This window comes from Streptomyces sp. NPDC058674, assembly GCF_042716505.1.
Lineage (GTDB): Bacteria > Actinomycetota > Actinomycetes > Streptomycetales > Streptomycetaceae > Streptomyces.
Window position 1 is genome coordinate 64,857 of sequence record NZ_JBHXSC010000009.1, and the last position, 19,408, is coordinate 84,264.

21 protein-coding genes and 1 tRNA gene are annotated in these 19,408 nt (G+C 73.5%); 8 read left to right on the forward strand and 14 right to left on the reverse strand.

The window, feature by feature from the left end:
- Positions 1-97: 97 nt before the first annotated feature.
- Positions 98-559 (reverse strand): GatB/YqeY domain-containing protein, encoded by a 462-nt coding sequence (locus tag ACFWU6_RS07435; RefSeq protein WP_383799779.1) that lies wholly within the window; start codon positions 557-559, stop codon positions 98-100.
- 68 nt (positions 560-627) lie between these two features.
- Between ACFWU6_RS07435 and ACFWU6_RS07440 the strand changes: the two genes are divergently transcribed.
- The 3 genes from ACFWU6_RS07440 to ACFWU6_RS07450 all read left to right on the forward strand — a co-directional run bounded on the left by ACFWU6_RS07440 (position 628) and on the right by ACFWU6_RS07450 (position 2,170).
- Entirely contained in the window at positions 628-1,566 is a 939-nt protein-coding gene (locus ACFWU6_RS07440; RefSeq protein ID WP_383799782.1) for a metallophosphoesterase, read from the forward strand.
- Positions 1,567-1,804: 238 nt separating this feature from the next.
- Positions 1,805-2,056 (forward strand): Pr6Pr family membrane protein, encoded by a 252-nt coding sequence (locus ACFWU6_RS07445; RefSeq protein WP_383979169.1) that lies wholly within the window; start codon positions 1,805-1,807, stop codon positions 2,054-2,056.
- Between the two features lie 40 nt (positions 2,057-2,096).
- A tRNA-Pro gene (locus ACFWU6_RS07450) sits at positions 2,097-2,170 on the forward strand.
- 79 nt (positions 2,171-2,249) lie between these two features.
- On the opposite strand, the gene ACFWU6_RS07455 is transcribed toward ACFWU6_RS07450, so the two are convergent.
- The 3 genes from ACFWU6_RS07455 to codA are packed head-to-tail and all read right to left on the reverse strand — an operon-like array spanning position 2,250 to position 4,719.
- The gene (locus ACFWU6_RS07455) at positions 2,250-2,768 is read right to left on the reverse strand and encodes a DUF5956 family protein (protein WP_383979172.1); all 519 of its coding nucleotides are present in this window, start codon (positions 2,766-2,768) and stop codon (positions 2,250-2,252) included.
- 31 nt (positions 2,769-2,799) lie between these two features.
- Entirely contained in the window at positions 2,800-3,390 is a 591-nt protein-coding gene (locus ACFWU6_RS07460) for an HD domain-containing protein (protein ID WP_383799838.1), read from the reverse strand.
- A 6-nt stretch (positions 3,391-3,396) separates the two neighbouring features.
- Positions 3,397-4,719 (reverse strand): cytosine deaminase, encoded by a 1,323-nt coding sequence (codA, locus tag ACFWU6_RS07465; RefSeq protein ID WP_383979175.1) that lies wholly within the window; start codon positions 4,717-4,719, stop codon positions 3,397-3,399.
- A 106-nt stretch (positions 4,720-4,825) separates the two neighbouring features.
- Here codA and ACFWU6_RS07470 point away from each other — a divergent pair, with 106 nt between their 5' ends.
- Both ACFWU6_RS07470 and ACFWU6_RS07475 read left to right on the forward strand, forming a co-directional pair.
- Positions 4,826-6,682 (forward strand): S9 family peptidase, encoded by a 1,857-nt coding sequence (locus ACFWU6_RS07470; RefSeq protein ID WP_383979178.1) that lies wholly within the window; start codon positions 4,826-4,828, stop codon positions 6,680-6,682.
- 143 nt (positions 6,683-6,825) lie between these two features.
- On the forward strand, positions 6,826-7,617 hold the full coding sequence (locus ACFWU6_RS07475; protein ID WP_383979182.1) for an SURF1 family protein: 792 nt from the start codon (positions 6,826-6,828) through the stop codon (positions 7,615-7,617).
- Positions 7,618-7,640: 23 nt separating this feature from the next.
- Here ACFWU6_RS07475 and ACFWU6_RS07480 read toward each other — a convergent pair whose 3' ends face one another.
- From ACFWU6_RS07480 to ACFWU6_RS07510, 7 genes are all read right to left on the reverse strand, one after another.
- Positions 7,641-8,774 (reverse strand): hypothetical protein, encoded by a 1,134-nt coding sequence (locus ACFWU6_RS07480; protein WP_383979184.1) that lies wholly within the window; start codon positions 8,772-8,774, stop codon positions 7,641-7,643.
- Positions 8,771-9,490 (reverse strand): SigE family RNA polymerase sigma factor, encoded by a 720-nt coding sequence (locus tag ACFWU6_RS07485; RefSeq protein ID WP_383799848.1) that lies wholly within the window; start codon positions 9,488-9,490, stop codon positions 8,771-8,773. The genes ACFWU6_RS07480 and ACFWU6_RS07485 overlap by 4 nt, the downstream gene beginning before the upstream one ends.
- Before the next feature lie 159 nt (positions 9,491-9,649).
- Positions 9,650-10,735 carry an aspartate-semialdehyde dehydrogenase gene (locus tag ACFWU6_RS07490; protein WP_383979187.1) on the reverse strand — a complete coding sequence of 362 codons (1,086 nt, stop codon included), beginning with the start codon at positions 10,733-10,735 and terminating at the stop codon, positions 9,650-9,652.
- Positions 10,732-12,006 (reverse strand): aspartate kinase, encoded by a 1,275-nt coding sequence (locus ACFWU6_RS07495; RefSeq protein ID WP_383799854.1) that lies wholly within the window; start codon positions 12,004-12,006, stop codon positions 10,732-10,734. Before ACFWU6_RS07495 ends, ACFWU6_RS07490 begins: the two co-directional genes overlap by 4 nt.
- Before the next feature lie 156 nt (positions 12,007-12,162).
- Entirely contained in the window at positions 12,163-12,810 is a 648-nt protein-coding gene (locus ACFWU6_RS07500; RefSeq protein WP_383799857.1) for a DUF5063 domain-containing protein, read from the reverse strand.
- Positions 12,803-13,402 carry a recombination mediator RecR gene (recR, locus tag ACFWU6_RS07505; protein WP_383799859.1) on the reverse strand — a complete coding sequence of 200 codons (600 nt, stop codon included), beginning with the start codon at positions 13,400-13,402 and terminating at the stop codon, positions 12,803-12,805. The genes ACFWU6_RS07500 and recR overlap by 8 nt, the downstream gene beginning before the upstream one ends.
- Before the next feature lie 143 nt (positions 13,403-13,545).
- The gene (locus ACFWU6_RS07510; protein ID WP_383799862.1) at positions 13,546-13,890 is read right to left on the reverse strand and encodes a YbaB/EbfC family nucleoid-associated protein; all 345 of its coding nucleotides are present in this window, start codon (positions 13,888-13,890) and stop codon (positions 13,546-13,548) included.
- 254 nt (positions 13,891-14,144) lie between these two features.
- Here ACFWU6_RS07510 and ACFWU6_RS07515 point away from each other — a divergent pair, with 254 nt between their 5' ends.
- Positions 14,145-14,891, forward strand: coding sequence for an SLATT domain-containing protein (locus tag ACFWU6_RS07515; RefSeq protein ID WP_383799864.1), 747 nt, complete (start codon positions 14,145-14,147; stop codon positions 14,889-14,891).
- Between the two features lie 109 nt (positions 14,892-15,000).
- Here the strand turns inward: ACFWU6_RS07515 and ACFWU6_RS07520 are convergent, their stop codons facing one another.
- The 3 genes from ACFWU6_RS07520 to ACFWU6_RS07530 all read right to left on the reverse strand — a co-directional run bounded on the left by ACFWU6_RS07520 (position 15,001) and on the right by ACFWU6_RS07530 (position 17,891).
- Positions 15,001-15,651: a hypothetical protein gene (locus ACFWU6_RS07520; protein WP_383799867.1), complete on the reverse strand. Its 651-nt coding sequence runs from the start codon at positions 15,649-15,651 to the stop codon at positions 15,001-15,003.
- Between the two features lie 117 nt (positions 15,652-15,768).
- Entirely contained in the window at positions 15,769-16,434 is a 666-nt protein-coding gene (locus ACFWU6_RS07525; RefSeq protein WP_383799870.1) for a GntR family transcriptional regulator, read from the reverse strand.
- Between the two features lie 95 nt (positions 16,435-16,529).
- A complete protein-coding gene (locus ACFWU6_RS07530) occupies positions 16,530-17,891 on the reverse strand; it encodes an aspartate aminotransferase family protein (RefSeq protein WP_383979190.1) in 1,362 nt (453 codons plus the stop codon).
- Positions 17,892-18,159: 268 nt separating this feature from the next.
- Between ACFWU6_RS07530 and ACFWU6_RS07535 the strand changes: the two genes are divergently transcribed.
- Together ACFWU6_RS07535 and ACFWU6_RS07540 are read left to right on the forward strand one after the other, a co-directional pair.
- The gene (locus ACFWU6_RS07535; RefSeq protein WP_383979193.1) at positions 18,160-18,795 is read left to right on the forward strand and encodes a type 1 glutamine amidotransferase family protein; all 636 of its coding nucleotides are present in this window, start codon (positions 18,160-18,162) and stop codon (positions 18,793-18,795) included.
- Between the two features lie 133 nt (positions 18,796-18,928).
- Complete coding sequence (locus ACFWU6_RS07540; protein ID WP_383979196.1) at positions 18,929-19,345, forward strand: MarR family winged helix-turn-helix transcriptional regulator; 417 nt, start codon at positions 18,929-18,931, stop codon at positions 19,343-19,345.
- Positions 19,346-19,408 lie beyond the last annotated feature (63 nt).

Here is a 19,408-nt window from a genome sequence, read left to right on the forward strand (position 1 = left end):
GTGGCCGGCGCCGGTCCGGCCTTTTGGTGCGCCCCGCCCCGGCTGGGGGGCCCCGACCGGATCGGATCCGGTCGGGGCCCCCGTGCGTGTGGGGCGGTCAGGAGAGCTGCTGCCTGACGACGGCGGCGACGCGCCCGCCCTCCGCCAGACCGGCGACCTTCGGGTTCACGATCTTCATGACGGCGCCCATGGCCCGCGGCCCCTCGGCGCCGGCCGCCCTGGCCTCGGCCACAGCCTGCGCCACGATCGCGACGAGCTCGTCGTCGCTGAGCTGCTTGGGCAGGTAGGTGTCGAGGAACTCGCCCTCCGCGGTCTCCCGGGCAGCCTGCTCGGGACGGCCGCCCTGGGCGAAGGCATCCGCGGCCTCACGGCGCTTCTTCGCCTCCTTCGCGATCACCTTGAGGACCTCGTCGTCGGAGAGCACGCGCGCTTCCTTGCCGGCGACCTCCTCCTTGGTGATGGCGGAGAGGGTCAGGCGCAGCGTGGACGAGTGCAGCTCGTCGCGTGCCCTGATGGCGGTCGTGAGGTCTTCCTGGAGCTTGGCCTTGAGCGTGGTCATGCCCATGAGTCTGCCAGGTACGGGGACGGTGGCGCCCACGTGTTTTGCGGGTCTGCGACGATGGGCCCATGCGTGCGCGTTACGGAGTACCCCTGAAAGCGGCTGCCGGAATCGCGGCGGTGGGAGCCGCCGGTGTGGCCTACGCCGCCGGTTTCGAGGCGCGGTCCTTCCGCCTGCGCCGGGTCACGGTGCCGGTCCTGCCCCCCGGAGTGCGCCCGCTGCGCGTACTCCAGGTCTCGGACATCCACATGGTCGGCGGGCAGCGCAAGAAGCGCGCCTGGCTCCAGTCCCTCGCGGGCCTGCGCCCCGACTTCGTCGTGAACACCGGCGACAACCTCTCGGACACCGAGGGCGTGCCGGAGGTGCTCGACGCCCTCGGGCCCCTGATGGACTTCCCCGGGGTGTACGTCTTCGGGTCGAACGACTACTACGGGCCGCGGCTGCGCAACCCGGGGCGCTACCTGATCGAGAAGACCCAGGGACGGCACGGGCTGAACGGCAACAAGCCGGTCGTCGGCGCCGTCCACAACCCGTGGGAGGAACTGCGGGACGCCTTCGACGCGGCGGGCTGGCTGAACCTCACCAACACACGGGCCCGGATGAAGCTGGACGGCCTGGAGCTCGCCTTCACCGGCCTGGACGACCCGCACATCAAGCGCGACCGCTACGAGCGGGTCGCGGGCGGTCCGGAGGCGGACGCGGACTTCTCGATGGCGGTCGTCCACGCCCCGTACCTGCGCGTCCTGGAGTCCTTCACCGCCGACCGGTACCCGCTGATCCTCGCCGGGCACACGCACGGCGGGCAGCTGTGCATCCCCTTCTACGGGGCGCTCGTCACCAACTGCGACCTCGACACGAAGCGGGTCAAGGGCCTGTCCACGCACGAGGCGGAGGGCCACCGCGCCTACCTGCACGTCTCTGCGGGCTGCGGCACCAACCGCTACACCCCGGTCCGCTTCGCCTGCCCGCCGGAGGCAACCCTCCTGACGCTGACGCCGAGGCCCTAGGGGCCCGCGGTCCACCCCGGATTCCTCGCGGGGCTCCGCGCGGAACCGTTCCGGGACGGGGCCCCCTTCAACGCCGCCGCGGAGCCCGACCGGCTGAGCGGCGCCAAGGCCGTCGCCAACCAGCTGCTGCACACGGTCACCCCAATCGGCGCCGTCCTCGACTTCCTCCTGCTGACGGCCCCGCGCACCCTGCGCCCCCCGCCACGCCGTCCTGTGGCTGGCCTACCCCCTCGCGTACGTGGCCTTCGCCCTGGTCCGCGGCGCCCTGCTCGCCCCCGGCACGCCGAGCCGGTACACGTACCCCTTCCTCGACGCGGCCCAGTACGGCTACGGCCGCGTCGCGCTGAACGCGGCCGTCCTGGGCCTCGCCTTCTACGCCCTGGGCCTCGCCCTGGTCACGGCGGACCGCCACCGCCCGAGGCCCCCACTGGCCCCGGCGCCGCCCCGCGAAAACCGGATTTCGTCTCCGGCCGCAGGTCCGCTAAAGTAATCGATGTCGCCAGGACAGCACACGCTGCCGAAGCGACGCTCGGGGTGTAGCGCAGCTTGGCAGCGCGCTTCGTTCGGGACGAAGAGGTCGTGGGTTCAAATCCCGCCACCCCGACGCTGTAGTACCACTGAGGGGGCCGGTCCGCATTGCGGATCGGCCCCTCAGTGGTTTCCGGGGTTCTTCGGTCGCCGAGTCAGGGGCGCGGTGGGGCGGTGTCCAGAGTGGCCAGTTCCGTGCGGGTCAGGGTCAGGAACTCCGGGGACGGCTCCGGGGGGATCGACTGCGCCTCCGCCCTCGTTTCGAGGTGGGTGAGGACGGCGTCGAGGTGGGGGAACGGGCCGATCGGGCGGAGCAGCCAGAGGCGGTCCCGGGGGCGGGGCGGGAGGCCGAGGGCGGTCAGCGCGTCGGCGGTCTCGGCGTCCAGGCCGGCGAGGTCGGCCTCCGGAAGCGGGGCGCACTCCACGGCGGTGATGTGGCCGTGGCCGTCCAGCCGGGTCTCCACCGCCCAGCGCGTGGAGCGGTCCGGGACCCAGGTGCGGGCCCGCGGCGGCCATACGTACGGGAGGAACGCCCAGCGCAGGGCCTCCGGGGCGGGCTCCCAGCCCAGCGCCTCCAGCTCGCGGACCTCGGGCAGCCGGTCCGGTTCGAGATCGCTGCGGCCCGAGCGGCGCTGCGCCAGCGGGTGCGGTGTTCCGTCCTCGTCCCACGACATGCGGGCAGGCTACCGCCGGGCCCGGGCCGGACTACCGCAGGCGCTCCAAGGGGTTCGCCGCGATGCGGGCGGCCGCTCCGCCGGCGACGTAGGCGGCCGCCGCGCAGTCGGGCTTGCGGGCGGCCTGGTCCTGCGCCAGCGCGAGGAAGGCCGCGCCGAAGCCGCCGCGGGGATGCGCGGCCAACAGCGCGGAAGTGAAGGAGGGCTCGAACTCCTCGACGCGCAGGCCCGACACATCGGCGCTCGTGCCCACTTGGAGGAGGTGGCTCTCGACGTCCTGCGCGGCGGTGACGTCCTCCCGCATGTGCCGCACGATCACCTCCGCGGCGCGGGCGCGCCGGTCCGCCGGCCAGCCCAGGCCCGCCGTCAGGACGCGCGCGACGTGGCCGCCCGCCTCCTCGAAGGGGAGGGTGTGGCTGTCGAACGGTGCGGTCAGGCCCAGGTCGTGGACGAGGGCCGCCACGTAGAAGAGCTCGGCGTCGTACTCCAGGCCGTGGTCGGCCGCGTACCGGGCGCCGAAGGCGTAGGAGCGGACCGAGTGGCCCAGCAGGTCGGCGTCCGCGTACTCGGAGGCGATCAGCAGGGCGGCCCCGGCGGCCGGGGTGTCGACTGTCCATGTCATGGGGCGTCAGCGTAGGGGGCGGGTGAAGTCGACGTCGCACGGGGCCTCCCCGGGCCAGGACAGCCGGGTCGGGGCCGCCGGGGTCCGCGCCAGGACCCGCCCGCGCGCGACCACGTACAGGGGGGCGACCTGGCGGCGGATCGCCTCCTGCGGGGTGGCGGCCGGGAGGAGGACGAACGAGGCGGGGGCGCCCTCGGTGATGCCGTACTCCGTGTCCGGCAGGCCCAGGACGCGTGCCGCACGGTCCGTCACCATCGAGAAGGCCTCCGGGATCTCGCCCGCGCCGGTGAGCTGGGCGGCGTAGATCCCGACGAGGGCGGTCTGGAGCGGGTTCCCCGTGCCCAGGGCGTTCCACGGGTCCATCACGTCGTCGTGGCCGAAGGCCACGTTGACCCCCGCCGCCAGCATCTCCTTCACCTGGGTGAGGCCGCGGCGCCGGGGGTAGGCGTCGAAGCGGCCCTGGAGGTTGAGGTTGGCGAAGGGGTTGGAGACGAGGTTGATGCCCGAACGGGAGAGCAGCCGCTGGAGTTTGAAGCTGTACGCGCCGCCGTAGGAGCCCATCGCCGTCGTGTGGGAGGCGGTGGCCCGGCCGCGCAGCCCCGAGCGCAGGGCGAGGGCGGCCAGCACCTCCACGAAGCGGGACTGCTCGTCGTCGATCTCGTCGCAGTGCGCGTCCACCCGCAGGCCGTGCTCCTCGGCGAGCGCGAAGGCGATGCCGAGCGAGGCGATCCCGTCCTCGCGGGTGTCCTCGAAGTGCGGGATCGCGCCGACGACGTCCGCGCCGCGCTCCACGGCCGCGCGCAGCAGCGCCTCGCCGTCCGGGAAGGAGACGATGCCCTCCTGCGGGAAGGCCACGATCTGCAGGGTCATGAAGTCCCGGACCCGGTCGCGCACTTCGAGCAGCGCGTCCAGGGCGGTCAGGGCCGGGTCGGTGGTGTCGCAGTGGGTGCGCACGTGCAGCACGCCCTGCGCCGCCTGCCACCGCAGTACCTCGGTGGCCCGCCCCACGACGTCCTCGCGGGTCAGGGTGCGCTTGCGCTCGCTCCAGCAGGCGATGCCCTCCCAGAGGGTGCCGGAGGCGTTGGGGCGCGGTTCGCCCGCGGTCAGGGCGGTGTCGAGGTGGATGTGCGGTTCGACGAAGGGGGCGGTGAGGAGCGAGCCGCGGGCCTCGATCAGGATGCCGGTGGCCGGGGGCTCCTTCTGGTCGTCGTACGGCACGACGCGCGCGATCCGGCCGTCCTCGCCCACCTCGACGTCGCAGAGGCCGTCGTGGCCCTCGGTACGGCCCCCGGTGTGCAGCAGCCGGGCGCCCCGGACGATCATCCGCATCCCACCAGCGTACGCACGCGGGCCCCGGCCCGCCGTGCTCGGCCCGCTGCCCGGCGCCCCTGACGGCACTCGTCGTCCGGGGCCCGCATGCGGCAAGAATGGGGACATGACCAGCGACAGTGATGTGACCGGCAGCGACGTGACCGGCGGCGACGTGACCGGCGGCGACGTGACCGGCGACGAGGCGACCCCCGAGTGGGAGAAGCGGTTCCGGGCGCCGCGTGTCAGCCTGCCCGACTGGGCCGAGGACGCGCCGGACCGCTCGCTCTTCGTCTCCAACGCGACCGGGACCTACGAGCTCTACGCCTGGGACCGCGCCACCGGCACCCAGCGGCAGGCCACCGACCGTCCCAACGGCACCACCGACGGCGCGCTCTCCCCCGACGGCGAGTGGATCTGGTGGTTCTCCGACACCGACGGCGACGAGTTCGGCACCTGGGTGCGCCAGCCCTTCGCGGGCGGCCCCGACGAGCCGGCCACGCCCGGACTGGAGCCCTCGTACCCCGCCGGCCTGGCCATCGGGCGGGACGGGACGGCCGTCGTGGGCCGGTCCACCGACGAGGACGGGACCACCGTCCACGTGGTGCGGCCCGACGGGAGCACGCCCGCCGTCATCTACCGGCACCGCGAGTCCGCCGGGGTGGGCGACCTGTCCCGGGACGGCTCCCTGGTCGTCATCGAGCACACCGAGCACGGCGACGCCATGCACTCGGCGCTGCGCGTGCTCACCCTGGAGGGCGCCCCGGTCGCGGAGCTCGACGACTCCCGGGGCGGGACCGAGGAGCTCGGCCTCGCCGTGCTCGGCTTCGCGCCGGTCGACGGCGACACGCGGCTGCTCGTCGGCCACCAGCGGCGGGGCCGGTGGGAGCCGATGCTGTGGGACGTGGCCGCGGGCACGCAGACGGAGCTCGGCATCGAGCTGCCGGGCGACGTCAGCGCCGAGTGGTACCCGGACGGGTCGGCGCTGCTGATCGTGCACAGCTTCGAGGCGCGCAGCGAGCTGTGGCGCTACGACCTGGCCGAGCGGTCCCTCGTCGCGGTGGAGACGCCCCCGGGCACGGTGTCCGGTGCGACGGCCCGCCCGGACGGGACGGTGGAGTACCAGTGGTCCTCGGCCGCCGAGCCGGCCGCCGTGCGCTCCACGGCGGGCGTCGTCGTACTGGACCCGCCCGGCTTCCGGCCGCCGGGCTCGGTGCCCGTCGAGGACGTGTGGGTCGAGGGCCCCGGCGGGCGGATCCACGCGCTCGCGCAGCGGCCGGCCGGGCGCGGTGCGGGCCCCTTCCCGACGATCTTCGAGATCCACGGCGGGCCGACCTGGCACGACAGCGACTCCTTCCTGGCGACCCCGGCGGCCTGGCTGGACCACGGCTTCGCGGTGGTCCGGGTCAACTACCGCGGCTCGACGGGCTACGGGCGCCAGTGGACCGACGCCCTCAAGCACCGGGTGGGGCTGATCGAGCTGGAGGACATCGCGGCGGTCCGGGAGTGGGCCGTGGAGTCCGGCCTCGCCGACCCGGAGCGGCTGGTGCTGTCGGGCGGCTCGTGGGGCGGGTACCTGACGCTGCTGGGGCTGGGCACGCAGCCCGGGTCCTGGGCCGTGGGGCTGGCCGCCGTGCCCGTCGCGGACTACGTGACGGCCTACCACGACGAGATGGAGGCGCTGAAGTCCCTGGACCGCACCCTCTTCGGCGGTACGCCGGAGGAAGTCCCGGACCGCTTCGAGGCCTCGTCCCCGCTGACGTACGTGGACGCGGTGACGGCCCCCGTGCACATCGCGGCGGGCGTCAACGACCCGCGCTGCCCGATCCGGCAGATCGACAACTACGTGGACCGGCTCGCGGCGCGCGGGGCGGTGCACGAGGTGTACCGCTACGACGCCGGGCACGGCTCGCTGGTCGTGGAGGAGCGGATCAAGCAGGTCCGGATGGAGCTGGAGTTCGCGCTCAAGCACCTCCCGGCCTGAGCGGGAGCCCGCGCTCCCGCGCCTGACGGCCTGAGCGGCGGTCCGCGCTCCCGCGCCTGACGGCCCGACCCGGGTCCGCGCTCCTGCGCCTCCCGGCCCGACCCGGCAGCCGGTGACCGGTGCACCCCCCGTACCGTAGGGGGGTGCACCGGTTTCTGCTGACCCCGCGGTGGTGGGGGATCAACGTCTTCGTCGTGCTTGCCGTCCCCTTCTGCCTGTTCATGGGGTCCTGGCAGCTCGGCCGTTTCGAGGACCGCGTCGACAGCCACCGGGAGGCGACCGCCGGGCGGCCCGCCGACCGGGTGGCCGCGCCGCTGGACTCCCTGCTCCCGGTGGACAAGAAGACCTCCGGACGGCTGGCTTCCGCCTCCGGGGAGTACGGGGAGCAGCTGCTGGTCCCCGAGCGGACGCTCGACGGAAAGTCCGGCTTCTACGTCCTGACGCTGCTGAAGACCGACTCCGGCAAGGCCGTCCCGGTGGTCCGGGGCTGGCTGCCGGGGAAGGCCGACGGGGCGGCGGCTCCCGCCGCCCCGACCGGCCGGGTGGAGGTCACCGGGGCGCTGCAGCCTTCGGAGAACTCCCGGACCAAGGGGGTCCACTCCGACGGCGGCCTGCCGGCCGGGCAGCTCGGGGTGATCGGCGCCGCGTCGCTGGTCAACATCGTCCCGTACGACCTGTACGACGCCTGGCTGACGGTGCAGACCCCGGCGGACGGGATGGCCGCGGTGCCCCCGAAGGCGCCGAACGACACCGGGCTCGACCTGAAGGCCTTCCAGAACCTCGGCTACACCGGCGAGTGGTTCGTCTTCGTCGCCTTCGTGCTGTTCATGTGGTTCCGGCTCTACCGCCGCGAGGTCGAGACCATCCGCGACGCCGAGGCGGGCCTCCTCGCCCCGGAAGAGACCGGCCCGGAACCGGCGTCGCAGCGCGCCTGACGGCCCCGCCCCCGCAGGCCCGGCTACGGCGCCGGTGCGTCCAGCGGGATCGCACCCGTGCGGTAGAGCGTCCCGCCGCAGGCCTCGGGGATCGTCGTCCGCGTGACCGGCGATCCCGCCGCGGGGGTGTGCGAGACCGCGACCCCGGCCCCGGGGTCAGGGGGCGCCGGGGTCTGCGCGTCCGTGCCGCCGGTCCCCGCCTCCACCGCCGCCGCGCCGTCGCCCGGGTGCGCCGCGCCGTCCCCGGTGTCGCCCTGCGTCGGCTTCGGGCCCGCGCCCGGGGTCTGCGCCGGGCAGGGCCCGGCCGAGGGCACCCAGGCGAAGCGCACCTCGTACGCCGTGTCGGGCTGGAGCAGCAGCAGCGGCGGCTCCGACGCCGGATCGGGCAGCAGCCCGCTCGCCGGGTCCCCGGCGGTGTGGCCGACGACCGCGACCCCGGCGCCCGCGCCGCTCCCGCCGACCGGTGCGGGGGCCGCCGTCACGGTGTCCGGGCCGGTCACGACGCAGCCGCGGGCCGAGACGTTGGTGACCTTGAAGCTGCCGTACACCTTGCCGTCGGCCTCCGGCGGGCGGGCCGAGCCCACGACTCCCAGCTGGTCGGCGCCGCATCCGGGCGCCCCCTGGGCCACCGGGGGCCGGGCGATGCCGCCCGGCGCGGGACGGAACTGCCCCGGGGCGGAGCCGTCCGGGGTGCCGGTGCCGGAGGGCCCTGCGGTTCCGGCGGTCGCCCCGTCGGCCGGGACGCCGCCGGTCGTCGGGTCCGGCTGTCCGGTGGTGCCGCCCGCTTCGGGGGCGCCGCCCCCGGAGCGGGTGGCCCGGGGGTGGGCCCCGGCGCCGTTCTGGTGCGGGTCCGAGGGGCCGCTGCCCGCCGTGGCTCCGGGCTTGCGGCCGTGCCCGGCCATGGCGGGGCGGTCGGTGGCGGGGTCCCGGTCGGCCGCCAGGTGCAGCGCGGCCGGGATCGCGGTCCCGGCGAGCAGGACGGCCGCGGCGGCGCCGACGACGGCCCGGCGCCTTCGGGCCCGGCGGGCGGGGACGGCGTACCGCAGTCGCTCCAGCGCGCCCTCGGAGGGCTCCAGGCCCTCGACGGCCCCGTGCAGCAGGCCTCGCAGGGCCTGTTCCTCGCTCGCCCCGCCGTACGGGGTGTGGTCGTCCCTCATGACTGCGCAGCCTCCATCGCCACCCGCAGCGCGGCAATGCCCCGCGATCCGTACGCCTTGACCGAACCGATCGATATGCCGAGCGTCTCGGCGACCTGGGCCTCCGTCATGTCCGCGAAGTAGCGCAGCACGAGCACCTCGCGCTGGCGGCGCTGGAGTCCGCGCATCGACTTGATCAGGTCGTCCCGCTCCAACTGGTCGTACGCGCCCTCTTCTGCGCTCGCCATGTCCGGCATCGGCTTGGACAGCAGCTTCAGGCCGAGGATGCGCCGGCGCAGGGCGGACCGGGAGAGGTTGACGACGGTCTGGCGCAGGTACGCCAGGGTCTTGTCGCGGTCGCGCACCCGGTTGCGGGCCGAGTGGACCCGGATGAACGCCTCTTGGACCACGTCCTCGCAGGAGGCGGTGTCGTCGAGGAGCAGCGCGGCCAGCCCCAGGAGCGACCGGTAGTGGGCCTGGTAGGTCTCGGTGAGGTGGTCGACGGTGGTACCGGCGACCACCGGGGCCGCTTCGGCCGTACCGCTGCCGCCGGCGGCGCCGCGCGGGGTGGGCACGCGGGCGGGTACGGGGGCCCGTACGGTCGCCTCGGCGGGCTCCGTCGGCGGGACGGGCACGATCACGGGGAGACCGCCGCCGGACGCACGGGGGCTCCGGCGCGATGGAATGATCCCGGTGCGTGCCGGTAGGACGGCCAAGTCCAGAAGTGCCTCTGCCACGCCTGTAGGACACGCGTCCCCCCGGCAGGGTTGTACGCGCGAGCCCACCGAGCCAGCAAAAACCCCATTGCCCGCATACGCACCCGCTCTTCCCGATGTGCCCCGTCTTGTCGAGACGGCAGTCGGGCCATCACCTTGATCTAGGGATCGGCACCGATCCTACAAAGCGATTTCCGCAAATTCACCAGCGATCAGTTCCGCGATGTGCGCGGCGTTCAGAGCGGCGCCCTTGCGCAGGTTGTCGGCGCACACGAAGAACTCCAGCGACCGCGGATCGTCGAGCGAGGCCCGCACCCGCCCCACCCAGGCCGGATCGGTCCCGGCCGCGTCCGCCGGGGTCGGGAACTCGCCCGCCGCCGGGTCGTCCACGAGGATCACGCCGGGCGCCGCGTCCAGGATCTCCCGGGCGTGTCCGGCGTCCACCACGTTCTCGAACCGGGCCCGTACGGTCAGCGAATGCCCGGTCAGCACCGGCACCTGTACGCAGGTCACCGACACCGGGAGCCGCTCCAGGTCCAGGAGCCGGCGGGTCTGCGCCCGTACGGCCAGCTCGTGCGAGGACCAGCCGCCCTCGCACAGCCGGCCCGACCAGGGCACGACGTTGAGGGCGAGCGGGGCCGCGAAGGGGCCGGTGTCCTCGCCCACGGCCCGGCGCACGTCACCGGGCTGCTCCCCCAGGGTGGTGCCGGCCACCAGGGAGAGCTGGCGCCGCAGCGTCTGCGAGCCGGCCCGGCCCGCCGCACCCGCGGCCTGGTACGAGGAGACGACCAGGTCGGCCAGGCAGTACTCGGCGTGCAGGGCGCCGAGGGCCGCGATCATCACGGCGGTCACGCAGTCCGGGCCCGCGACGATCCCGCGCGGCCGGTTGCGCACGGCGTGCCCGTTGACCTCGGGCACCACCAGCGGGACCTCGCGGTCCTCGCGGAAGGCGGCGGACTGGTCCACCACGACGGCTCCGCGCGCGGTGACGGCCGGAGCCCACCGGGCCGAGACCTCGGCCGGGGTCAGGAAGAGCGCGATGTCGCCCTTCCCGAGGCCGTCGAAGGCGGCGTCGGAGAGGGCGAGCACCTCGCTCTCCCGTGCGCGGACGACCAGCCTGCGGCCGGCCGAGCGCGCGGAGGCGATGAGGCGTATGTCGCCCCAGACGTCCGCCCGCTGGGACAGGATCTGGAGTAGGACGGCGCCGACCGCTCCGGTCGCCCCGACCACGGCGAGCGCCGGGCCGGAGGACCGGGTGGCGGTCATCGTCCGGTGCCCCCGTAGACGACCGCCTCGGCGCTGTCGGAGTCGAGGCCGAAGGCCGTGTGCACGGCGCGGACGGCCTCGCTGACGTCGTCCTGGCGGGTCACGACCGAGATGCGGATCTCCGAGGTGGAGATCAGCTCGATGTTGACCCCCGCGTCGGACAGCGCCTGGAAGAAGGAGGCGGTGACCCCCGGGTTCGTCTTCATGCCCGCGCCGACCAGCGAGATCTTGCCGATCTGGTCGTCGTAGCGCAGGGACTCGAAGCCGATCGCGCCCTTCGCCTTCTCCAGGGCGTCGATGGCCTTGTGGCCCTCGGTCTTGGGGAGCGTGAAGGAGATGTCGGTGAGGCCGGTCGAGGCCGCCGAGACGTTCTGCACGATCATGTCGATGTTGATCTCGGCGTCCGCGATGGCGCGGAAGATCGCCGCGGCCTCGCCCGGCTTGTCCGGGACGCCGACGACGGTGATCTTGGCCTCGGAGACGTCGTGAGCGACTCCGGAGATGATGGCGTGCTCCACCTGCGCGTCCCCTTGCGGATTCTCGTTGCTGACCCAGGTGCCCGGCAGTCCGGAGAAGGACGAGCGGACGTGGATCGGGATGTTGTATCGGCGTGCGTACTCGACGCAGCGGTGCAGCAGCACCTTGGAACCGGACGCCGCCAGCTCCAGCATGTCCTCGGAGGAGATCCAGTCGATCTTCCGGGCCTTCTTCACGACGCGGGGGTCCGCGGTGAAGACGCCGTCGACGTCCGTGTAGATCTCGCAGACCTCGGCGTCCAGCGCGGCGGCGAGCGCCACGGCCGTGGTGTCCGAGCCGCCGCGGCCGAGGGTGGTGATGTCCTTGGAATCCGCGGACACGCCCTGGAAGCCGGCGACGATGGCGATGTTGCCCTCGTCCAGCGCGGTGCGGATACGGCCCGGCGTGACATCGATGATGCGCGCTTTGTTGTGGACCGAGTCGGTGATCACACCTGCCTGGCTACCCGTGAACGACTGGGCCTCGTGGCCCAGGTTTTTGATCGCCATGGCCAGCAGCGCCATGGAGATTCGCTCTCCGGCGGTCAGCAGCATGTCGAATTCCCGCCCGGCAGGCATCGGCGACACCTGCTCGGCGAGATCGATCAGCTCGTCCGTCGTGTCGCCCATCGCGGAGACCACGACGACCACTTGGTGGCCGTTCTTCTTGGCATCCACGATCCGCTTGGCGACCCGCTTGATGCCCTCGGCATCGGCTACGGAGGAGCCTCCGTACTTCTGCACGACAAGGCCCACGTGCGCTCCTCGATCAGTCCGTCATTTGCTGGTGCAGTCTAACGAGCGGCCGCGATCCGACCGCCTCGTACCACATCATGAGACGAAAAGATCATAGGACGGGTTCCCGCGCCGGAGCACCTTCCAGTGCGGGCGCCGGGGCGCCCGCACCGGTCCTCACCTGCGGCCGAGACCGCCCAGCTCCTCCGCCATGACCTGCCCGGCCTGCTCGGCGAGGTCGTCCTCGGTCAGGTCCTCGTCGGTGTCCAGGCCGTCCAGCGCCGCCAGCGGCTGGTCCAGCCGGACGTGCGCCACCAGGGACTGGAGCGCGCGCAGGGTCGCCGAGGCCGTCGGACCCCAGTTGGTGAAGTACGAGAACTGCCACCACCACAGCGCCTCGGTGATCCGGCCCGCCTGGTAGTGGATCAGGCCGTGCCGCAGGTCGGCCACCACGTCGGCGACGTCATCGGAGATCCGGTGCGGGACCGGGGGCTTGCGCGGCTCGTAGGGGTCGAAGACCTCGGAGTAGACATCGACCGGCTCCAGCATCACGGCGAAGCGCTCGCGCAGGACGTCCACGTCCGGCTCCGGGCCCAGGTCGGGCTCGTAGCGCTCGTCGGGCAGCACGTCCTGGTACGCGCCCAGCCGGCCGCCCGCCAGCAGCAGCTGGGAGATCTCCAGCAGCAGGAACGGCACCGCGCGGTCCGGATCCTCCCCCTTGGCCACCTCGGTGACCGCCACGATGAAGGAACCGATCTGATCCGCGATCTGGACGGCGAAATCGCCCGGATCCTGGGGCGCTGCGTGCAGCGTTGCGTCAGACATCGAGAAGTCGCCTTCCTTCAAAGGCCCGCCCGAGCGTGACCTCGTCCGCGTACTCCAGATCTCCCCCGACGGGGAGCCCGCTGGCCAGGCGGGTGACCTTCAGGCCCATGGGCTTGATCATGCGGGCGAGGTAGGTCGCGGTCGCCTCGCCCTCCAGATTCGGGTCGGTGGCGAGGATCAGCTCGGTCACCACCCCGTCCGCGAGGCGCGCCAGCAGCTCGCGGATGCGCAGGTCGTCCGGACCGACGCCCTCGATCGGGCTGATCGCGCCGCCCAGGACGTGGTACCTGCCCCGGAACTCGCGGGTCCGCTCGACCGCGACGACGTCCTTCGGCTCCTCCACGACACAGATGACCGTGGCGTCGCGGCGCGGGTCCCGGCAGATGCCGCACCGCTCCTCCTGCGCCACGTTCCCGCACACCCCGCAGAACCGGACCTTGTCCTTGACCTCGAGCAGCGCGTGCGCGAGGCGGCGGACGTCGGTGGGCTCGGCCTGAAGGATGTGGAAGGCGATCCGCTGCGCGCTCTTGGGCCCGACGCCGGGCAGCCTGCCCAGTTCGTCGATCAGGTCCTGGACCACGCCTTCGTACAACGGACTGCCTTCTTTCGCTTCGGTTCGCGTGTCGGTCGGTACTTCGGTCGGTACTTCGGTCGGTACTTCGGTCGGTACTTCGGCCGGTACTTCGGCCGGCGCGCCGGCCGGTCGGTGCTCCGCCGGCGCGGGAGGCGCCGGGACTAGAAGGGAAGGCCGGGGATGCCGCTGCCGCCGCCCAGGCCCTGGGCCAGGGGGCCCAGCTTCTGCTGCTGGAGCGCCTGGGCGTTGTCGTTGGCGGCCTGGACCGCCGCGACGACCAGGTCGGCCAGGGTCTCGGTGTCCGCCGGGTCCACGGCCTTGGGGTCGATCACCAGCGCTCGCAGCTCACCGGAGCCGGTGACGGTCGCCTTGACGAGACCGCCTCCGGCCTGCCCCTCCACTTCGGCCTGCGCCAGCTCCTCCTGGGCCACCGCGAGGTCCTGCTGCATCTTCTGGGCCTGCTGGAGCAGCTGCTGCATGTCGGGCTGGCCACCACCGGGAATCACAGGTACTCACTCCATACCGTCGGGACGCTTGGTCAATCCGAGCCTACGTGCTCCCCGGGCGCCGCGCCCTACGCCGTGAGGACCAACTCTTTCGAGTGAGGGACGAGGCGTGCGCGTACCTGCTGGAGACCTCCTTGCGGGCGGAAATCCGCGGAATCGTCGTCCGCCGCCCGTCATTCGAAGGTAGGAAGGGCATGCGCACCATTGCGCACACGCGCACCACCACACGTCAGCGCAGGCAGAGGGAGTGCCGGGTGAGCCAGCCGGAGATGCAGCCCGATGGGCCACCCCGGGATCCCGGGGAGGAGAGCGGCGGCCCGACGGCGGCAGGCGATCTGACCGGTCGGCCCTTCCCCCTCGGGGACTGGGGCGAGCCCGCCGAGCGGCTCGACGAGCTCTACCGGAGGGTCGAGGCCGATGCGCTGCGCACCGCCGAGTGGTACCTCTCCGACCGGGCGTGGAAGCGCCTGGGGGCCCGCGTGCTGCGCGCGGGCGCGGCCGTGGGCGCCGTCGCGGGCGCCGCGATGCCGCTGCTGGAGCTGACGGGCGCGGCGCCGAACGCCGCGCCGTACGGGTACCTGGCGCTCCTGCTGGCCGCGGCCGCCCTGGCCTGCGACCGGTTCTTCGGGCTGACCTCCGGGTGGATGCGGGACGTGGCGACGGCGCAGGCCGTGCAGCGCCGGCTCCTGACGCTGCAGTTCGACTGGGCCTCGGAGAACGTGCGGGAGGTGCTCGGGCCCACCGAGGGCACGGCGAGCGAGGCCGCGGAGCGCTGCCTGACCGTGCTGCGGCGCTTCTCCGAAGACATCAGCGACCTGGTGCGCTCGGAGACGGCGGACTGGATGGTGGAGTTCCGGGCCGGTCCCGCACCGCTGGTCATGCAGTCGCTGGGCGCTTCCGCCGGCCGCGTGGAGGCCGGCATTCCGCCGGCCCGGTTCCCGCTGCCGCCCGGCACCCGCCCGAACATGCCGCGCCAGCGCCCGCCGGAGCAGCCGAGGTAGCCGTTCCGGCGGGGTGGGCGATGGCAGCGGACAGAAACAGCGAACAGGGACAGCGGGTGGGGGCAGCGGACGGAAGCGGGCCGGGCCGGCCGTTCCGCCCGGCGCCCGGTCAGCTGAAGATGATCATCGAGCCCTGGCCGAGACTGCGGGTCGCGGCCGCGTGCAGCCCGAGCCAGACGTGCCGCTCCCGGGCGAAGGGGCTGTCGTCGTACGGGATGGGCCCCGCGGGCTCCTCCAGCGAGGTCGGACGGCCCGGCGGCGCGGGCGCCGCGGGCGGGTTGCCCGGGTCTATCCCGATCGCCGGAGCCACGAAGGCCAGCTCCCGGAGCAGCCCCTGCGCGGACCCCAGCGGGCCGCCTCCGGCCAGCAGCTCCTCGTTCGCCAGCGGGGACGGGAAGTCCACCGGGACGTACGCCCCGGCGTGGTCGTAGTGCCAGACCAGGTGCGACTGCTGGGCCGTGGGCTCGAACATCTCCAGCAGCTGCTCGTAGTCGCCGCCCAGCTCGTCCACCGGGGTCACGGGCAGGCCGCAGATCTGGAGCAGGTACGCGCGCCTGAGGAAGTGCAGGGCGTCGTAGTCGAAGCCGGCGACCGGGGCGACGTCCCCGCTCAGGCCCGGCATGTAGGCGAAGACCGGCACGGACGGCAGCCCGGCCTGGCCCAGTGCCTTGTCGTACGAGGCGATCTCTTCCGCGAAGGGGTTGTCGGGGCTGTGGCACAGCACGTCGACAAGGGGGACCAGCCACAGGTCACAGGCCACTCGGGCTCCGATCAGTCGTTGCCGCCGATCGGGCAAGCGTAGTGCGCCGGACACGCTCCGCGAAGGGGTGCGCAAAACCCGGTCCACAACCCGCCGGGGAGCCTTCCGGCCACAGCACTAGAGGCCGGCGGCCCAGTCCAGGCCGTGCTGGTTGTAGTCGTGCACGAGGCGGCGCACGGCGTCGGCGTCCGCCAGCGTCACCGCGTCGACCAGCTCGCCGTGCCGGTCCCACAGGGCCGCCCGCAGCCGGGGGTCGCGCTGGAGGTGCGGTACGGCGAAGACCCAGCACTGCACCCGGATGCGGTGCAGGAAATCGGAGATGTAGGTGTTGCCGACCAGCCCGCTCAGCTCCCGCCAGAAGCGCAGGTCGTAGCCGATCAGCACTTCGAGCGAGCCGCTCTGCGCCGCTGTGCGCGCCGCCTCGGCCCGGCGGCGTACGGACACCAGCATCTCGCCGGAGCCGGGGGCCGTGCCGCGGTCGGCGAGCCGGCGGAATATCCCGTCCACGATCAGCGTGCGGGCCTCGATCATCCCGCGGAAGTCGTCCACGGTGTAGATCCGGACGCGGAAGCCGCGGTGCTGGACCAGTTCGAGCAGCCCCTGCGCGGAGAGGTCCACGAGGGCCTCGCGGACCGGGGTCGCGGAGACCTCGTACTGCTCGGCGATCTGCTTGACGGTGAACTCCGTACCCGGCGGCAGGCGTCCCGCGAGCACCTCGTCCCGCAGCGCGTCCGCGATCTGCTGGCGAAGGGTGTTGCGGGTGACAGCTCCGCTGCCTGGCATGGGGGTCCGTCCCTCTGTAGAACTTCGGACACCTTAGGCCAGGCAGCGAGGCCGAAACCGATCGGTCGGAGACCGTCATGCGGATTTAGCGCCCGTTATCCGGACGTGGTGTGGCGGTCGGCCACTGTCAGCGCCGCGTCCAGCAGCGCCAGCCCCTCCTTGGCCTCCGCCTCGGAGATGGTGCACGGCGGGACGACGTGCGTGCGGTTCATGTTGACGAAGGGCCACAGGCCGGACGCCTTGCAGGCGGCGGCGAATTCGGCCATGGGCGCGTTGTCCGCTCCGGCGGCGTTGTAGGGGACGAGCGGCTCGCGCGTCTCCTTGTCCCGTACGAGTTCCAGCGCCCAGAAGGCGCCCAGTCCCCGGACCTCGCCCACCGAGGGGTGCCGCTCGGCGATCTCGGAGAGCGCCGGGCCGATCACGTGCTCCCCGAGGTGGGCGGCGTGCTCGACGACGCCCTCCTCCTCCATCGCGCCGATCGTCGCGACGGCCGCCGCGCAGGCCAGGGGGTGGCCGGAGTACGTGAGTCCGCCCGGGTAGGGGCGCGTGGCGAAGGTCTCGGCGATGGCCGCGGAGATGGCGACGCCGCCGAGCGGGACGTATCCGCTGTTGACGCCCTTGGCGAAGGTGATCAGGTCGGGGGTGACGTCCCAGTGGTCGGCGGCGAACCACCTGCCGGTCCGGCCGAAGCCCGACATGACCTCGTCGAGGATGAAGACGATGCCGTGGCGGTCGCAGAGCTCGCGCACGCCCGCGAGGTATCCGGGGGGCGGGGTCATGATCCCGGCGGTGCCGGGGACGCTCTCCAGGATGACCGCCGCGATGGTCTGGGGGCCCTCGAAGGCGATGGTGTCGGCGAGGTGGGCCAGGGCGCGCGCGCACTCCTCGGCCTCGGTGGCCGCGTGGAAGGCGGACCGGTAGAGGTACGGGCCCCAGAAGTGCACGACACCGGCGGCGGCTGTGTCGGAGGGCCAGCGGCGGGGGTCGCCGGTCAGGTTGATCGCGGCCGCGGTGGCTCCGTGGTAGGAGCGGTAGGTGGACATGACCTTCTGCCGGCCGGTGTGCAGCCGGGCCATGCGGACGGCGTTCTCGACGGCCTCGGCGCCGCCGTTGGTGAAGAAGATCTTGTCCAGGTCGCCGGGGGTCCGCTCGGCGATGAGGCGTGCGGCCTCGGAGCGGACGTCGACGGCGAAGCCGGGCGCCAGGGTGCAGAGGCGGCCCGCCTGTTCCCGGATCGCGGCGACGACCTTGGGGTGCTGGTGGCCGATGTTGGTGTTCACCAGCTGGGAGGAGAAGTCGAGGAAGCGGTTGCCGTCGTAGTCCCAGAAGTACGAGCCCTCGGCCCCGGCGACGGCGAGGGGGTCGATCAGGGCCTGGGCGGACCAGGAGTGGAAGACGTGCTTCCGGTCGGCGTCCTTCACTGCGGCAAGGGTGTGCGGGGTGCCATGAGGGGTCATGGCGCCACGCTAGAAGTGCGCAGGTGGGGAGGACATGGGCGGACTGTATGGGGGTGGGGCGCAGGTCTCGGCAGTCTGTCTGCGCGGCGGGGCCTGCGGAGGCGGGAGGGGGCGGGGGATGGGCGGTGCTTGACAGCATACTACCGACATGACAGTCTCTTGTCATGACAGGGTCGCGGAGCGTGTGGAGCGGCCGAGCGGAACGCAGCGGAGCAGATTGCCGCGGAGCAGTGCAGGAACCGACACGACGACACCGGAGGCGAGCACCATGAGCGAGACCCCCCGCAAGCCCGTCCACCTCGCGGTCTACGACACGTACGCGGACTGGGAGACCGGGCACACCACCGCCCACCTGACCCGGCGCGGTCACCGGGTCCGCACGGTCGGACCCGACGCCGGGACGCCGGTGACCACCATGGGCGGCCTGCGCGTCCAGCCCGACATGGCACTGTCCGGGCTGCGCCCTGAGGACTCCTCCCTGCTGATCCTCACCGGGGCCGACTTGTGGGACTCGGGCGAGGAGCTGGCTCCGTTCGCGGCGAAGGCCCGGGAGTTCCTCGCCGCGGGCGTGCCGGTCGCGGCGATCTGCGGGGCCACGGCCGGCCTGGCCCGTGCGGGCCTGCTGGACGACCGGGCCCACACGAGCGCCGTCTCCTTCTACCTGGCGGAGCAGCCGGGGTACGGCGGCGCGGAGCACTACGTCGAAGCCGACGCGGTCACGGACGGCGACCTGATCACGGCGGGGCCGACGGAACCGGTGGCGTTCGCCCGCGAGGTCTTCGCCCGGCTCGGCGTGTACGAGCCGGATGTGCTGGACGCGTGGTACCGCCTGTTCCACGACTCGGACGCGAGCGCGTACCCGGTCCTGATGGCGGACGCGGAAGCGGGGGCGGACGGTGCCTGAGCGGGGGCTGCCGGAGGCCGGTGCGGGGGCCGGGGGCGGTTCCGGTGCCGGGGCTGCGGGGGCCGGGGGCGGGGGCGGCTCCGCGCGTGCCCGGCAGGAGCTGCTGAGCCGTACCGCGCTCGGGGTGTTCCGGTTGAACGGCCAGTTCCTCTCCGTCTCGGAGGAGCTGGCCCGGCCGGCCGGGCTGACGGCGGCGTGGTGGCAGGTGCTGGGGGCGGTGCTGCGGGAGCCGCTGCCCGTCTCCGGGATCGCCCGCTCCATGGGCATCACCCGGCAGAGCGTCCAGCGCATCGCGGACCTGCTGGCGGCCAAGGGGCTGGCGGAGTACGTCCCGAACCCGGCCCACCGGCGGGCGAAGCTGCTGCGCCCCACGGAGGCGGGGCGGGCGGCGATCGCCCGCATCGGCCCGGGGCACGCGGCCCTGGCGACCCGGCTGGCGGACGTCCTGGGCGACGAGGGCCTCGCGGAAGCGGCCCGGGTCCTGGGCCGCCTGTCCGCCGCCCTGGACACCCTCCCCACCCCACCGGAGGCCCCACCCCCCGCCCCCTGACGAGCCGAGGTCCAGCCAGCCCCGCGGGGGCTCAAGGCGCGGGCCGGGGGCGGGGCCCGTAGC

What these genes read in the sequence shown, in the direction of transcription:
- ACFWU6_RS07455 (WP_383979172.1), bottom strand. Translation starts at nt 2,768, where the DNA reads ATGTCGTGGGACGAGGACGGAACACCGCACCCGCTGGCGCAGCGCCGC.
- ACFWU6_RS07530 (WP_383979190.1), bottom strand. Translation starts at nt 17,891, where the DNA reads ATGACCCCTCATGGCACCCCGCACACCCTTGCCGCAGTGAAGGACGCC.
- ACFWU6_RS07460 (WP_383799838.1), bottom strand. Translation starts at nt 3,390, where the DNA reads ATGACATGGACAGTCGACACCCCGGCCGCCGGGGCCGCCCTGCTGATC.
- ACFWU6_RS07535 (WP_383979193.1), top strand. Translation starts at nt 18,160, where the DNA reads ATGAGCGAGACCCCCCGCAAGCCCGTCCACCTCGCGGTCTACGACACG.
- ACFWU6_RS07490 (WP_383979187.1), bottom strand. Translation starts at nt 10,735, where the DNA reads ATGACCGCCACCCGGTCCTCCGGCCCGGCGCTCGCCGTGGTCGGGGCG.
- codA (WP_383979175.1), bottom strand. Translation starts at nt 4,719, where the DNA reads ATGCGGATGATCGTCCGGGGCGCCCGGCTGCTGCACACCGGGGGCCGT.
- ACFWU6_RS07470 (WP_383979178.1), top strand. Translation starts at nt 4,826, where the DNA reads ATGACCAGCGACAGTGATGTGACCGGCAGCGACGTGACCGGCGGCGAC.
- ACFWU6_RS07525 (WP_383799870.1), bottom strand. Translation starts at nt 16,434, where the DNA reads ATGCCAGGCAGCGGAGCTGTCACCCGCAACACCCTTCGCCAGCAGATC.
- ACFWU6_RS07500 (WP_383799857.1), bottom strand. Translation starts at nt 12,810, where the DNA reads ATGTCTGACGCAACGCTGCACGCAGCGCCCCAGGATCCGGGCGATTTC.
- ACFWU6_RS07435 (WP_383799779.1), bottom strand. Translation starts at nt 559, where the DNA reads ATGACCACGCTCAAGGCCAAGCTCCAGGAAGACCTCACGACCGCCATC.
- ACFWU6_RS07440 (WP_383799782.1), top strand. Translation starts at nt 628, where the DNA reads ATGCGTGCGCGTTACGGAGTACCCCTGAAAGCGGCTGCCGGAATCGCG.
- ACFWU6_RS07480 (WP_383979184.1), bottom strand. Translation starts at nt 8,774, where the DNA reads ATGAGGGACGACCACACCCCGTACGGCGGGGCGAGCGAGGAACAGGCC.